This window comes from Novosphingobium sp. LASN5T, assembly GCF_003856955.1.
In the GTDB taxonomy this organism is placed as follows: Bacteria; Pseudomonadota; Alphaproteobacteria; order Sphingomonadales; family Sphingomonadaceae; genus Novosphingobium.
The window spans coordinates 43,864-58,006 of the sequence record NZ_RQSI01000002.1; the positions used below are offsets into that span (position 1 = coordinate 43,864).

Below are 14,143 nucleotides of genomic sequence, written 5' to 3' on the forward strand. Positions count from 1 at the left end.
CGAATCCCGTCCAACGTTCCCTCCAGCCCGCACGATTCCCAAGCACGGGCATACTAGCGCCTCGCGACGTCTGCGGCAGCCTTTGACATTGTTGCGAATAATTATCAATAGAATTGACTCTGCGAATTAATCGCAATATCCGGACCTTGAAATTCCAAACCAAGGGGGAATATTTCCGTGACCAGAACAACGTCGACCGCATCGTTCCTCGCGCTCGGCTGCGTCAGCGCGCTGGCCTTCGCCGGCCCGGCCCAGGCGCAGGAAGCGGAACAGGGTCGCAAGCTGGGCGGCATGACCGTGACCGACACCGCGATCACCGAAGAACCGGGCCGCACGCTGGAATCGCCCAAGCGCACGCGCCCCGTGCGCGATACGCCGCAGACCATCACCGTGCTGACCAGCGACGTGATCGAGCAGCAGAACCTGCTGACCCTGCGCGACGTGCTCTCCACCGTGCCCGGCATCACCTTCGGCGCGGGCGAAGGCGGCGGCGGCTATGGCGACAGCATCAACCTGCGCGGCTACAGCGCCAACAACGACATCACCGTCGACGGCGTGCGCGACAGCGCGCAGTACACCCGCTCGGATCAGTTCAACGTCGACCAGATCGAGGTGACCAACGGCGCCAACTCGGTGATCTCGGGCGCGGGCTCGGTCGGCGGCAACATCAACCTGATCACCAAGCGGCCCAAGGGCGATGACAGCGCGGTGTTCAGCGCGGGCATCGGCACCGACAACTACTATCGCGGCACCGTGGACGTGAACCGCCGCGTCAACGATCTGATCGCGTTCCGCCTCAACGCCATGGCGCACAGGAACGACGTGCCCGGCCGCGACGTGGAGGATTACAAGCGCTGGGGCATCGCGCCGGCCGTCACCATCGGGATCGACAGCCCGACGCGCCTGACGCTGCAATACTACCACCAGGAAGACACCAATATCCCGCAATACGGCGTGCCTTACTACGCCAGCGCCGGCGGCAAGCCGGCGGGCGTCAGCCGCTCGGGCTATTACGGGCTGCGCGGGGTGGACAAGCAGAAGATCAACGTCGACCAGTTCACCGCCACGTTCGAGCACGAATTCAGCGACAAGGTATCGATCCGCAATCTGGCCCGCTGGCAGGACGTGCGCCAGCTTTCCATCGCCACCGCGCCGCAGGGCACCTTCTGCCTGGCGAGCGGCGTGACGCCCACGGGCGGCGCCTGCACCACTTCCGCTTCGGCAATCAGCCCGGTGACGGCGACCTCGTTCGGCGGCCCGGCCACGGTGGCGATCACCGTGCCCGCCGGATCGTACCTGCTGACCGGCCCCCAGGGCAACGTGCGCGACACGCGCAACCAGCTGATGTTCGACCAGATCGACCTGAAGGCGGTTTTCAATACCGCCGGGATCGAGCACACGCTGGACGTGGGCGCGGCGGCTTCCTGGGAAAAGTTCGAACTGTTCGGCGCATCTGCCCTGCGCAACGCCGACGGCACCAATCCCTATGACCGGACCACCACGGCGCGCCACCTGCCGTTCGGCAGCATCGCCGATCCCAACAGCGCCAACCTCTATACCGGGCCGATCAATATCACCCCCACCAGCTATCAGCGCGGCGAACAGACCAATTACGCGGTCTATGCGCTCGATACGCTCAAGCTCGGGCGTTTTCTCGAACTCAGCCTCGGCGCGCGCTACGATCACGTATCGGGCAGCAACCGCACCGATGCGATCGCCGCCTTCAACGGCTCGGGACCGTCGGGCACCGCCAGCGGCCCGATCGTCACCTACAGCAAGGGCGATCGCCTGATCGGCGCTACGCTGCGCAACAGTGCCGACCTGTTCTCCTATCGCCTCGGCCTCACTTATAAGCCGGTGGAAGCGGTCAGCCTCTATGTCGCCTACGGCAACTCGCGCACGCCATCGAAAGCCTCGGTCAACGGCTCCTGCTCGACGGCGACCTGCAACATCTCGCCCGAATCCGCCAAGAACTACGAGATCGGCGCCAAGGCCGAACTGTTCGACGGCGGCCTGCTGCTCTCCGCCGCCGCGTTCCGCAACGAACGGGACCGCTACGCCGTCGCCTCGAACGATCCGATCGTGCCCGATCAGCAGCTTGATGGCCATTCGCGCGTGGATGGCATCGCGCTCAGCGCCTCGGGCCGGATCACACCCAACTGGTCGATCACCGCGAACTACACCTATCTCAAGGGCAAGCTGATCCAGTCGGTATCGGACTTCTGCCTGAACAATCCGGGCGCGAGCGGGTGCGCCAACAGCGCGGCCAATCCCGATCCCGGCGCGGGGTCCGAACTCGCCAACACGCCCAGGCATTCGGGCAGCCTGTTCACCACCTATGCCCTGCCGTTCGGCCTGACCGTGGGCTATGGCGCGACCTACCAGGGCAGCTTCGCCTTCGCCGCGCCGACGCTGGCCGCTCCCACCGTGCTGCGTTCGAAGGCCTACTGGGTGCATCAGGCCTATCTGTCCTACGCGATCACGCCGGAAATCTCCGCGCAGCTCAACGTCAAGAACTTCACCAACGCGCTCTATTACACGCGCATCCGCAACAACGGCTGGGCGACGCCGGGCGACGCGCGTTCGGCGGTGTTCACGCTGAACGTGAAGCTCTGATCCGATCCGCGCCGGATCGCACGCCACGTTATCCGGAGCGACCCCGCCGGCCCTGCCGGCGGGGTTTGTCGTTTCGGGACAGGCGTGCGGCAACTTTGATCTGAATCATTGTTGATATGCATTTGCAACAGGCATGATATGCGAGTAATTCGCATTAAAGACAAAGCCCGTTGGATCGGCGCGAGTCACGGAGGCAGATCGTGTTGCACAAGGCTGAAGGGCTGATCGCGGACGGTGATACCGTGCTTTCGTGGGACCAGGTCCACGCGGCGATGCAGGGCGATGCGCCGGCGAAGGCGCGGATAACGCTGGTCGCGTCCGGCACGCAGGCCGTCCGTTCGGCAGCGCCCGCCACGCCGCGCGCCCGCTATGGCGAAGGCCGCCGTTTCAGCACCCGGGCGCTCGTTATCACCGCCGCGGTGCATATCGCGGCGATCGGCGGGTTGCTGACCGTGCAGCACCACGCCGCCAAGCATCAGGAAGACCGGCTGGTGGCCGTCACGCTCTCGCTCGCGCCGCCTCCCCCGCCGCCGCCGCAGGCGAAGCAGCCGCCGCAGACCCAGCCCGTTCCCACCACGCAACCGCTGCCCCAGATCGTGATCCCGCAAGTTGCCGCGACCCCGGCCGCGATCGATCCGGTGCCGCAGCCGGTGATCCAGCCCGGCCCGCCCACACCGCCGGCTCCCCCCGCGCCGCCAGCCCCGCCCGCCGCGCCGAGCACGGTGCAGGGTGGCGATCTCGGCACGCGGATGGTCGCCGGCTCTCCCCCGCGCTATCCGGTGGAAAGCCGCCGCCACAAGGAACAGGGGACCGTGGTGCTCGCCCTGGTCCTGGGGCTGGATGGCGCGGTCGAACAGATTTCGGTCAGCAACAGCAGCGGCTTCCGCCGGCTTGACGATGCCGCGCTGTCCGCCGTGCGCAAATGGCGCTGGGAGCCGACCCTGCGCGGCGGGCAGGCGGTGAAAGTGCGCGGCGTCGTCGAAATTCCCTTTGTTCTGCAAGGCTGAAGGCAGCACCTTTTCATGCTTATTCCCGTTCCCGGCCTGCTCGATGCCGATGGCGTCGCGGCGGTCCGCTCCCTGATCGATCGCGCGCCCTGGATCGATGGCAACACCACGTCCGGCTACCAGTCGGCGCTGGCCAAGAACAACCTGCAACTGCCCGAGGAAGCGCCGGAGGCGCAGCAGGCGGGGCACATGATCCTGGCGGCGCTGGGCGCCTCCCCGCTGTTCATCGCCGCCGCGCTACCGCTGAAAATCTTCCCGCCGCTGTTCAACAGCTATGCCGGCGGGCAAGCCTTCGGCACCCATGTCGACAATGCCGTGCGTATCCAGAAGGAGACCAACTTCCGCGTGCGATCGGACCTGTCGATGACGGTTTTCCTGGAATCGCCCGAGAACTACGACGGCGGCGAACTGACCGTGGAAACGCCGTTCGGCGTCCAGCAGGTCAAGCTGCCGGCCGGCCACGCGGTGCTCTACCCCTCCTCTTCCCTCCACCGCGTGGAACCGGTCACGCGCGGGCGACGGGTGGCGAGCTTCTTCTGGATCCAGTCGATGATCCGCGACGACGCGGCCCGCGCCAGCCTGTTCGATCTGGATCAGGCGATCCAGACGCTGGGGGCGACCGTGGGGCAGAGCGATCCTTCGATCATCCGCCTGACCGGCGTCTATCACAACCTGCTGCGGCGCTGGGCCGACGCCTGAGCGACCGGACGCTGGCGCAGATGCGGCGGGTGCGTGACAAACCCGCCGTGACCGACTAACGGCCGCCGCAATGGCATCGCTCCGCGCCTTTCTCCTGCGCCATCGCACCATCGCCGCCGCCCTGGTGGCGCTGGCGCTGTGCATGAAGGCGCTGGTGCCGGCGGGGTACATGGTCGCGCCGCAGGCCCGAACCTTCACCCTGCTAGTCTGCGCGGATTCGCTGGGCGAACGCACCGCCACGCAGGTGAGCATTCCCGCCCGCGACGGCACACACCAGAACACCGACGCCAATACCAAGGCGCACGATGTCTGCCCGTTCGCCGGCCATGCCTTCCCGGCGCTGGGCAGCGCGGACCCCATCCTGCTGGCGCTGGCGATCGCCTTCGTGCTGGCACTTGGCTTCGCCGCCGTTCCCGCACCGGTCATCCGGCGCGTCGCACGCCTCCAGCCGCCGTTGCGCGGCCCGCCAGCGCTTTCCTGAACACCGGCCGGTTGGACCCGACCGTCCGTCACGGCGCCTGAACGCGCGCCGACGTTCCGGAAAAGCATGATTGCGCCCATCCGCGCCATGCCTCCGCCATTTCAAAGATACCGGAGGAGAAATCCGCCATGAGGATTTCGTTCGTCACGTCCCTTTCCACGCTGGCCACCGCGCTGGCGTTCACCCCCATTTCCGCCCATGCGGAGGAAGACGCCGCCACGGCATCCGACGCGCCCCGTTCCGACATTCTGGTGATCGCGCAGAAGCAGGCTGCCACGATCGAGAACGCGCCTTCCACCAAGGCGGCGGTAACCGCCGACCTGATCGCCGAGAAGATCAACGCGGTCAGCGTGGAGGATACGCTCAAGTACCTGCCCAGCCTGGTCGTGCGCAAACGGCACATCGGCGACAACTTCGCGCCGATCGCCACGCGCACCTCCGGCCTCGGCTCCAGCGCGCGCAGCCTGATCTTCGCCGACGGCGCGATCCTGTCCGCGCTGATCGCCAACAACAACGGCAACGGCAGCCCCCGCTGGACGCTGGTGACGCCGGAGGAAATCGCGCGGATCGACGTACTCTACGGCCCGTTCTCGGCCGCCTATGCCGGCAACAGCATCGGCACCGTGGTCAACATCACCACGCGCCTGCCCGACAAGCTGGAAGCCCACGCCTCGGTCCTGACCAATATCCAGCAGTCCAACCTCTATGGCACGCACCAGACCCTGCCGACGTGGCAGTTCGCCGGTTCGGTGGGGGACCGGTTCGGCCCGCTGGCGGTGTTCCTGAGCGGCACGCGCACGGTGGCGAACAGCCAGCCGGTGAGCATCGTAACCGCGACGGCCGCGCCGACGGGAACTACGGGCGCCTATGACGACCGCAACCGCACCGGCGCCGCGATCAAAGTGCTGGGCGCCGGCGGCATCGAGCATCACGAGCAGAACACCTGGAAGGCCAAGGCCGCGCTCGACCTCGGCGGCAACACGCGCCTCAGCTACGTTCTGGGCATCTGGACCGACAAGACGCGCGGCACCGTGGACAGCTATCTGCGCGACGGCACGGGCGCGACGACCTACGCCACCGCGAACACCGGCGTGACCACCGGCTTCAATTCCGGCGTCTATACCCGCGACGCGCTGCACTTCTCGCACGCGGTGACCGCGCAGGGCGGATCGAAGGCGATCGACTGGCAGGTTGTCGGCACGCTCTACAATTACGCGCACGATCTCCAGAACGGCCCGTCCACCGCCGCCAGCGGCCCGACCGTGAACAAGCTGCCGTCCGCCTTCGCCGGCGGGGCCGGCACGATCCAGCGGCAGGACGGCACCGGCTGGGTGACGCTCGACGCCAAGGCCGCGCTCCATCTCGGCGCGCACGAGGTCAGCTTCGGCGGGCATGGCGATCGCTACAAACTGGCGGCGCAGACCTTCCTGGCGAGCAACTGGCTCGATACCGCGACGCAGGGGGCGCTCAGCACCGCCTCGCGCGGCAAGACGCGCACGCTGGCGGTGTGGGCGCAGGACGCGATCCGGATCACGCCGCAGTGGACGCTGACGCTCGGCGCGCGGCAGGAATGGTGGCGCGCGTGGGACGGCTACAACCTGATCGCCAGCGGCGCATCGGTGACGCAGGCGGAGCGCAAGGCCAGTGGCTTCTCGCCCAAGGCGTCGCTCGAATGGAAACCGGCGCCGCACTGGACCGCGCGCCTTTCGTTCGGGCAGGCGTGGCGCTTCCCGACCGTGGGCGAGCTCTATCAGGCGACCACGGTCGGCACGCTGCTGGCCAATCCCAACCCCAACCTGCGCCCCGAACGCGCGCGCAGCGGCGAACTGGCGATCGAGCAGCAGGACGCCCACGGCACAATGCGCGTATCGCTGTTCAACGAAGTGATCGACGGCGCGCTGATCTCGCAGACCAACATCAACACGCCGGGGATCACCAGCAGCTATGTCCAGAACGTGGACCGCACGCGGGCGCGGGGCGTGGAACTGGCGATCGACCGGCGCGACGTGCTGCCGGGCTTCGACGTAGCCGGCAGCGTGACCTATGCCGACGCGATCACCAGCCGGAACAGCGCCTTTCCGGCCTCGGTTGGCAGGCTGCTGCCCAGCGTGCCGCACTGGAAGGCCAACGCGGTGCTGACCTGGCGGCCGAGCGAGAAGCTCTCGCTCACCAGTGCCGCGCGCTACGCCAGCCGCAACTATGCCACGCTCGATAACAGCGATACGGTGGGCAACACCTATCAGGGGTTCTACAAGTACTTCGTGATCGACATGCGCGCGGTGTTCCACGTGAACGACCATTTCGACTTCGCGCTGGGCGTCGATAACCTCAACAACGACAAGTACTACCTGTTCCACCCCTTCCCGCAGCGGTCGTTTACCGCGCAGGTGAACTGGAAGCTGTAATCGTCGGAAAGGCCGGGGCGGGCGCGCGAACGCCGTCCGCCCCGGCCCCGGGTCAATGCGCGGCCGAGCTATCCACTTCGCGGCTTGGCTTGGGCGTCAGCCAGATGACCATGGCCGACACCACGAACAGCACGGCCAACACCAGGAAGACGTGGTTGGTCGCCTGCGCCAGGCTTTCGCGATCGACGATGTTGGCGATGACCTGTCGCGTCTGATCGAGCGAAAAACCTTGCGACGAAAGCCGGTCCGCCGCCTGCGTGGTGTTGAGACGCCCGACGATCTCGCTGCGCGCGACGCGCTGGCTATCGTCCCAGTAGGTCGTGGCGATGGACGCGCCGATCGCGCCCGCCATCGTCCGCATGAAGCTCATCACCCCGGCCGCCGATGCCGTTTCGCGCGGCTCCACCGCGCTCAGGCCCAGCGCGGTCGCTGCGATGAAGAAGGCCGGCATCCCGAAGCCCTGCACCATCTGCGGGAACGACAGCGTCCAGAAATCGGCATCCGCCGTCCAGCCCGACCGCAGCCAGGACACCATGCCCAGCCACAGGATGCCGCCGAAAACGAGCAAGCGCAGGTCCACTTTCGACGCCAGCCGCCCGACGATGGGTGCCATGATCACCGCACCCACGCCGATGAACGAGGTGGCATAGCCGGCATCGGTGGACGTGTAGCCAAGCCCGACCTGCAGGTATTGCGGGATGATGACCGAGGTTGCGAAAAAACATCCGTAGGTCAGCGCCAGCGACAGCGTGGATACCGTGAACCCCCGGTGCCGGAACACGCGCAGATCGACGATCGGCTGCTCCTCCGTCAGTTCCCAGGCCAGGAAGATCGCGAAGAAGATCACCGCGATGATGCCCAGTGCCACGATCAGCGGATCGCCGAACCAGTCGCGCTCGCGCCCCAGATCGAGCAGGATCTGCAACGCGCCGATCCAGATGATCATCAGCACCAGGCCGGTACGGTCGACGCGCAGGTCTTCCGTCGGCGTTTCGGCCGGGCGCAACACCCGCATCGCGCCGAAGCTGCACAGCAGAACCACCGGCACATTGATGAAGAAGATCCAGTGCCACGACCACGCATCGCTGATCGAACCGCCGAAGATCGGGCCGAGAATGGGGGCGACGACCGTGGTCATCGCCCACAGCGCCATCGCCTGGTTGCGCTGTTCCGGCGGAAAGATGCGCATCAACAGCGTCTGCGACAGCGGCATCAGCGGCCCACCGCACAGTCCTTGTCCGATCCGGCAGGCGACGAGCATCCCGAGCGTGGGCGACATGCCGCACAGCATCGAGAAGATGCCGAAGCCCATCATGCAGAAAATGAAGGTACGCACCGCGCCGAAACGGCCGGCAAGCCAGCCGGTCAGCGGAACGCAGATCGCCTCCGCCACGGAATAGGACGTGATGATCCAGATTCCCTGGCTGGTGGAAATGCCAAGGCTGCCCGCGATGTGCGGTACCGAAACGTTGGCAATGGTCGTATCGAGCACGACCATGAAGTTGGACGCCGCCAGCACGATCCCGGCGATCGCCAGCGCGGCGCCACGGATCGCTACGGGAGCCTCAGTCGAACCGGCCATGGGACCGCCTCCTCACTTACCGGAAACGTCAACCTCGGCGGTCATCGACAGGCCCACGCGCAGCGGATGATCGCGCAGTTCCTGCGGATCGAGCGTGACACGCACGGGCAGGCGCTGGACGACCTTGATCCAGTTGCCCGTGGCATTCTGCGCGGGGATCAGCGCGAAGGACGCACCGGTGCCGCCCGAAAGCCCGGTCACCTTGCCATGATAGGTCACGCCGCCGCCGTAGAGATCGGACGTGAGCGTGACCGGCTGGCCGATCTTCACCTTGGCAAGCTGGCCTTCCTTGAAATTGGCATCGACATAGAGCTGGCCCACCGGCACCACCAGCATCAGCACGCCGCCGGGCGCGACGCGCTGGCCCACCTGGACGTTGCGCCGCGTGACGATGCCATCGACGGGCGCGCGGACCACCGTGCGCTCCAGATCGAGCCGGGCCTGCGCCACGCGGGCCTCGGCGGCCTGGACTTCGGGCGCGGTGGCGACGCTGGTGCCCGCGATCAGCGCGTTGTTGGCGGCGAGTTGCCCGCTGGCCGCGCCACGGGTGGAGGCGGCCTGCGCCACGCCAGCGCGTGCGAGTTCGAGATTGGCCTGCGCCGCCGCGAAGGCGTTGGTCGCGCTCGTCAGTTCCTCGCCGGACACCGCCCCATTGGGTGCGAGGCGGCGGCGACGGTCGAGATCGATCCGGGCCTTGGTGAACTCCGCCTCGGCTGCGGCAAGCTGCGCCCGGGCGCGGGTGATGTCTGCCTCGCGCGCGGCGACCTGCGCCGCCAGCGCCGTGCTGGTCGCCGCCGTCTGGCCATACATCCGGCGGGCCTTGGCCAGTTCCGCCTCGGCCTGCGCCAGCGCGATGCGGGCATCGCGATCGTCGAGCTGCACCAGCACATCGCCCTTTTTCACGACTTGCGTATCCTGCACCGGAACGCCCGCAACCTGCGCCGCGACCATCGAGGTGACGCTGGCGGTGTCGGCCCCGACATAGGCGTTGTCGGTTTCGACATAGTGGCTGCCGACAAGCACGTACCACACGCCGTAGGCAACGGCGGCCAGCACCACCGCCGCCGCGATCGCGCGCAGAAGCGTGCGGCGTTTCTCGCTGTTGCCCGATGCAGGGGCAATCTGGGCGCCTTCGGTCGGAACGGCGGGATCGGCTTCAGCCATGGGAGGAATCCTTCGGTGCGGCAATAGCAGTGCTGGCGGCAGTATCTGCGGCCGCGCGGGTGATCGAAAATCCGCCGCCAAGCGCGCGGACAAGGGCAACATCGAGCGAGAAGGCACGCGCTTCGAGATCGGCGACGGCCATCCGGTTCTGCAACACCTGCTGCTCGGCGGTCAGAACGTTGAGATAGGTGGAGAGCCCGCCTTCGTAGCGCTGCCGGGCGATCGAGTAGGCCTGCTCCGAAGCGGCCAGCGCCTGCCGACTTTCCCCGAGGCGCGCCGCCAGCGCGTTGCGGCTGGCGACGGCGTCGGCCACTTCGCGGAACGCCGTGGCAACCGTGCCGTCATAGTTCGCGACCGCTTCGTCATAGGTGGCGCGCGCCTGCCGGTACTGGCCCTGCAGCGCCCCGCCCCGGAACAGCGGCAGGCTGATCGCGGGGCCGACCTGCCCATAGGTGGAGCCGCTGTCGAACAGGTTGCCAAGGCCCAGCGCCTGAAACCCCGCCAGCGCACTCAGCTTGATCGCCGGATAGAAATCGGCGCGCGCCACCTTGATGCGGCTGGCGGCGGCTTCCACCCGGGCACGAGCGGCGGCGATGTCAGGCCGGCGGCCGATCAGGTCGGTGGTGACGTCCACCGGCAAGCCCCGCGCGGTTGCCACCACGGCGGGCAGCGCGATGTCCATGCCGCGATCCGGCCCTTTGCCCACCAGCGCGGCGATGCGGTTGCGGGTGAGCGCGATCATTTCGTCGGTGGCGGCAAGATCAGCGCGCGAGGCCGGCACAGCGGCATCGGCCTGCTTCAGTTCGCCGCGCGTATCGAGGCCCGTGGTCACGCGGTCGGACACCAGCGCGCGCGTTTGCTGCCGCAGTTCCAGCGCCCGTACCTGCACCGCGCGTTCCGCCGTGAGACGGGCAAGATCGGCATAGGCGCTGGCGATGTTGGTGGACAGCACCAGCCGCGCCTGCTCCAGATCGATCCGCGCCGCTTCGGCCTGCGAGGTGGCGGCCGCCAGCGCGGCCCGGTTGCGCCCCCACAGATCGAGGTCGAATTCGAGCGTGGCAGCGACCTGCCCGGTATCGTTCCACCCCTTCGGCACGAAGGCGGGCGGGATACCGTTGTTGTAGCTCTGCTTGTTTTCGCCCACGCTGCCCTGCACGCCCAGCGACGGCAGGCGTGCGGCGCCGGCCTGCTGCGCCAGGGCGCGCGCCGCGCGCAGGCGCGCCGCCGCCGCCGCCAGATCAGGTGCGCCGGCCAGTCCTTCCTCGATCAGCGCGGTCAACTGGCTGTCGCCGTAAGCGTTCCACCAATTGGCTTCGGGCCAGGCCGCAGCTGGCACCCCGTTCGCCGGCACGGGCTGGGGGGCAAGCGCGCGCGTGGCGGCAAAGCTGTCCGCCGCGCGAATCGTCGGCGCCGGTCCCTGGTGCGGAATCGACGCGCAGGCACCCAGCAACAGCGAGCCGCCGAGCGCGAGCACCGGAAGAAAACGGGAATGGTGATGAGTCATGGGAAAACCGTACTCTGTGGTACGGTTAGGCATTAACGGCGCACGGGGTCTTGTCAACATAAAACTGTACCGTATAGTACGGTCATGCCGCAGTCAGCAAAGAAAGCTCCCGGAAAGCGCGAGGCGCGCAAGATCGACAGGCGCGAAGCCATTGTCGAAGTGGCCAAGCGCCAGTTCCTCGACAACGGCTATGCCGCCACCTCGATGTCCGCGATCGCCGCCGAACTGGGCGGCTCCAAGGCCACGCTGTGGAGCTATTTTCCCAACAAGGAAGACCTGTTCGCGGCAGTGCTGGATGAGGCCACCGCCGCCTATCGCCAGCAGTTCGCCGACCTGTTGCGCCCGTCTAAGGACATGCCTTCGGCCGTTCTGCAATTCACGCGCAGCTTCATGGCAAAGCTGACCCTGCCCGAACCGTTGCGCCTGCACCGGCTGATCGTGGCGGAAAGCGGACGCAATCCGGAGCTGGGTCAGCTGTTCTTCGAACGCGCGCCCGGCCCCACGCTGGCGATGCTACGGGATTTCATGGCGGACGGAATGGCCAGCGGACAATTGCGCCAGGCCGATCCGCAGCTGGCGGCCGACGCGTTGACCTCGCTGTGCCTTGGCGGGATGCACCGGCGCATCCTGTGGGGCGCGCCCCCCCCTGAGCCGGCGGCTGTCGAAACCGAAGCGCGCAACGTCACCGACATCTTCATGGCCGCTTTCGGGCCAAGGCCCTGACCTGGCCGCATCGCGCCGATGCGGCCAGGCGAAAGGTTCAGACCAGCGCGTGCCCGCCGACCGCGGCCTTCAGTGCATCGGGCACCGCGGGGTCCTCGATCGTGGCCGGGGTGGTGAAATCCTCGCCATTGACGATCTTGCGCAACAGGTTGCGCAGGATTTTGCCGGAACGGGTCTTGGGCAGTTGCTGGACCACGAACGCGGTCTTGAGCGCGGCAACCGCCCCCAGTTCCGCGCGCACCGCTCGGATCACCCGGTCGCGCATCGTGTCGTCGCCCTCAGCACCCGCGCGCGGCACCACGAACGCCACGGGGATCATGCCCTTGATGGCATCGTCCGCGCCGATCACCGCGCATTCGGCCACGCCGTCGACCCCGGCGACGATCTGCTCCATCTGGCCGGTGGACAGGCGGTGCCCGGCGACGTTGATGATGTCGTCCGTGCGCCCCATGATGTGCACGAAGCCTTCGGCGTCGATGTATCCGGCATCGCCCGTCTCGTAGAAGCCGGGGAAGGCCAGGAAGTTCTTCTCGTAACCGGCCTTGTTGTTCCACAGCGTGCGGAAGGCCCCGGGCGGCAGGGGCGCGCGGATCGCGACCGCGCCGCTTTCACCGGCGGGCACGGGATGGCCGTCTTCCGACAGGATCGTGAAATCATAACCCGGCACGGGAAATCCGGCGCTGCCGCGCTTGCGACGCAGGTCGCCCAGCGCGAAGCACGAGGCGATCGCCGGCCAGCCGAGTTCGGTCTGCCACCAGTGGTCGATCACGGGCAGCGCCGTGCAGCCTTCCGCCCAGGCGATCGTCTCCGGATCGGCCCGCTCGCCCGCGAGGAAGATCGCCTGGCACCGCCCGGTACCGATCTCGTCGATGAACCGGCCGTCGGGGTCTTCCTTGCGGATGGCGCGGATCGCGGTGGGCGCGGTGAAGAAGGTCTTCACGCCGTGGCGCGCGATGGTGCGCCAGAACGTGCCGGGATCGGGCGTGCCCACGGGCTTGCCCTCGAACAGCACGGTCGTCGCCCCCACCAGCAGCGGCGCATAGACGATGTAGCTGTGGCCGACGACCCATCCCACATCGGACGCGGCCCAGAACACGTCGCCCGCGCCGATGTCGTAGATATTGGCCATCGACCAGGCGAGCGCGACGGCATGGCCGCCGTTTTCGCGCACCACGCCCTTGGGCGTGCCCGTGGTGCCGGAGGTGTAAAGGATATAGAGCGGATCGGCGGCCGCGACCGGCACCGGCGCGGGCACGGGATCGGCCGCCGTCGCGGCGCGCAGGGCCTGCCAGTCGAGATCGCGCGGCGCGTGCAGCGTGCCTTCAAGCCGATCCCGCTGAAGCAGCACGACATGCTCGATCCGATGCTGCGCCAGCGCCAGCGCCTCGTCCACCATCGGCTTGTAGGCAACGACGCGCGCGCCTTCGATGCCGCACGAGGCGGTCAGCAGCACCTTGGGCGTGGCGTCGTCGATGCGCTTGGCCAGTTCGAGCGCCGCGAAGCCGCCGAACACCACCGAATGGATCGCACCCAGCCGCGCGCAGGCCAGCATGGCGAACACGGTTTCGGGGATCATCGGCATGTAGAGGACCACCCGATCTCCCCGGCCAACGCCCAGCGAGGCCAGCATCGCGGCAACGCGGCCGGTCTCCTCGAGCAGTTCGGCGTAGCTATACTGCCGGACCGTGTCGGTGACCGGGCTGTCATAGATCAGCGCGGCGGCTTCGCCCCGCCCCGCCGCGATATGCCGGTCCAGACAATTGTGCGCGGTGTTGAGCGTACCGTCGGGAAACCACCCGCCGTCTTCGTCCCACACGCGCGAAGGCGCGGAGGTCCACTCCAGCGCCTTGGCCGCTTCGGACCAGAACCGTTCCGGCTGCTCGATACTGTCGCGCCACGCGCGGCTGTAGGCTTCGCTCATCGTCGAACCTCTCCTGTCCCCGTCCCCGTACCAAGGGGTTC

General features: G+C 67.6%; 10 protein-coding genes. 6 read left to right on the plus strand and 4 right to left on the minus strand.

Going from position 1 to position 14,143, the window contains the following annotated elements; all coding sequences use genetic code 11:
• Nucleotides 1-177: 177 nt before the first annotated feature.
• The 5 genes from EH199_RS02595 to EH199_RS02615 all read left to right on the plus strand — a co-directional run bounded on the left by EH199_RS02595 (nt 178) and on the right by EH199_RS02615 (nt 7,208).
• The gene (locus EH199_RS02595) at nt 178-2,616 is read left to right on the plus strand and encodes a TonB-dependent siderophore receptor (protein WP_124807705.1); all 2,439 of its coding nucleotides are present in this window, start codon (nt 178-180) and stop codon (nt 2,614-2,616) included.
• Between the two features lie 200 nt (nt 2,617-2,816).
• On the plus strand, nt 2,817-3,623 hold the full coding sequence (locus EH199_RS02600) for an energy transducer TonB (protein WP_124807706.1): 807 nt from the start codon (nt 2,817-2,819) through the stop codon (nt 3,621-3,623).
• A 15-nt stretch (nt 3,624-3,638) separates the two neighbouring features.
• Entirely contained in the window at nt 3,639-4,322 is a 684-nt protein-coding gene (locus tag EH199_RS02605) for a Fe2+-dependent dioxygenase (RefSeq protein ID WP_124807707.1), read from the plus strand.
• 70 nt (nt 4,323-4,392) lie between these two features.
• Nucleotides 4,393-4,803: a hypothetical protein gene (locus EH199_RS02610; RefSeq protein WP_124807708.1), complete on the plus strand. Its 411-nt coding sequence runs from the start codon at nt 4,393-4,395 to the stop codon at nt 4,801-4,803.
• A 128-nt stretch (nt 4,804-4,931) separates the two neighbouring features.
• Nucleotides 4,932-7,208, plus strand: coding sequence for a TonB-dependent receptor (locus tag EH199_RS02615; RefSeq protein WP_124807709.1), 2,277 nt, complete (start codon nt 4,932-4,934; stop codon nt 7,206-7,208).
• A 52-nt stretch (nt 7,209-7,260) separates the two neighbouring features.
• On the opposite strand, the gene EH199_RS02620 is transcribed toward EH199_RS02615, so the two are convergent.
• From EH199_RS02620 to EH199_RS02630, 3 genes are read right to left on the minus strand one after another with little or no spacing between them, the layout of a single operon-like run.
• Nucleotides 7,261-8,790, minus strand: a complete 1,530-nt coding sequence (locus EH199_RS02620) for a DHA2 family efflux MFS transporter permease subunit (protein WP_124807710.1) — start codon at nt 8,788-8,790, stop codon at nt 7,261-7,263.
• A gap of 12 nt (nt 8,791-8,802) precedes the next feature.
• Nucleotides 8,803-9,954, minus strand: a complete 1,152-nt coding sequence (locus EH199_RS02625; RefSeq protein WP_124807711.1) for an HlyD family efflux transporter periplasmic adaptor subunit — start codon at nt 9,952-9,954, stop codon at nt 8,803-8,805.
• Entirely contained in the window at nt 9,947-11,458 is a 1,512-nt protein-coding gene (locus tag EH199_RS02630) for an efflux transporter outer membrane subunit (protein ID WP_124807712.1), read from the minus strand. The genes EH199_RS02625 and EH199_RS02630 overlap by 8 nt, the downstream gene beginning before the upstream one ends.
• Nucleotides 11,459-11,542: 84 nt before the next feature.
• On the opposite strand from EH199_RS02630, the gene EH199_RS02635 reads away from it, so the two are divergent.
• Complete coding sequence (locus tag EH199_RS02635; RefSeq protein WP_124807713.1) at nt 11,543-12,181, plus strand: TetR/AcrR family transcriptional regulator; 639 nt, start codon at nt 11,543-11,545, stop codon at nt 12,179-12,181.
• 37 nt (nt 12,182-12,218) lie between these two features.
• Here EH199_RS02635 and EH199_RS02640 read toward each other — a convergent pair whose 3' ends face one another.
• Nucleotides 12,219-14,102, minus strand: a complete 1,884-nt coding sequence (locus EH199_RS02640; RefSeq protein ID WP_124807714.1) for an AMP-binding protein — start codon at nt 14,100-14,102, stop codon at nt 12,219-12,221.
• Between the last annotated feature and the right edge of the window lie 41 nt (nt 14,103-14,143).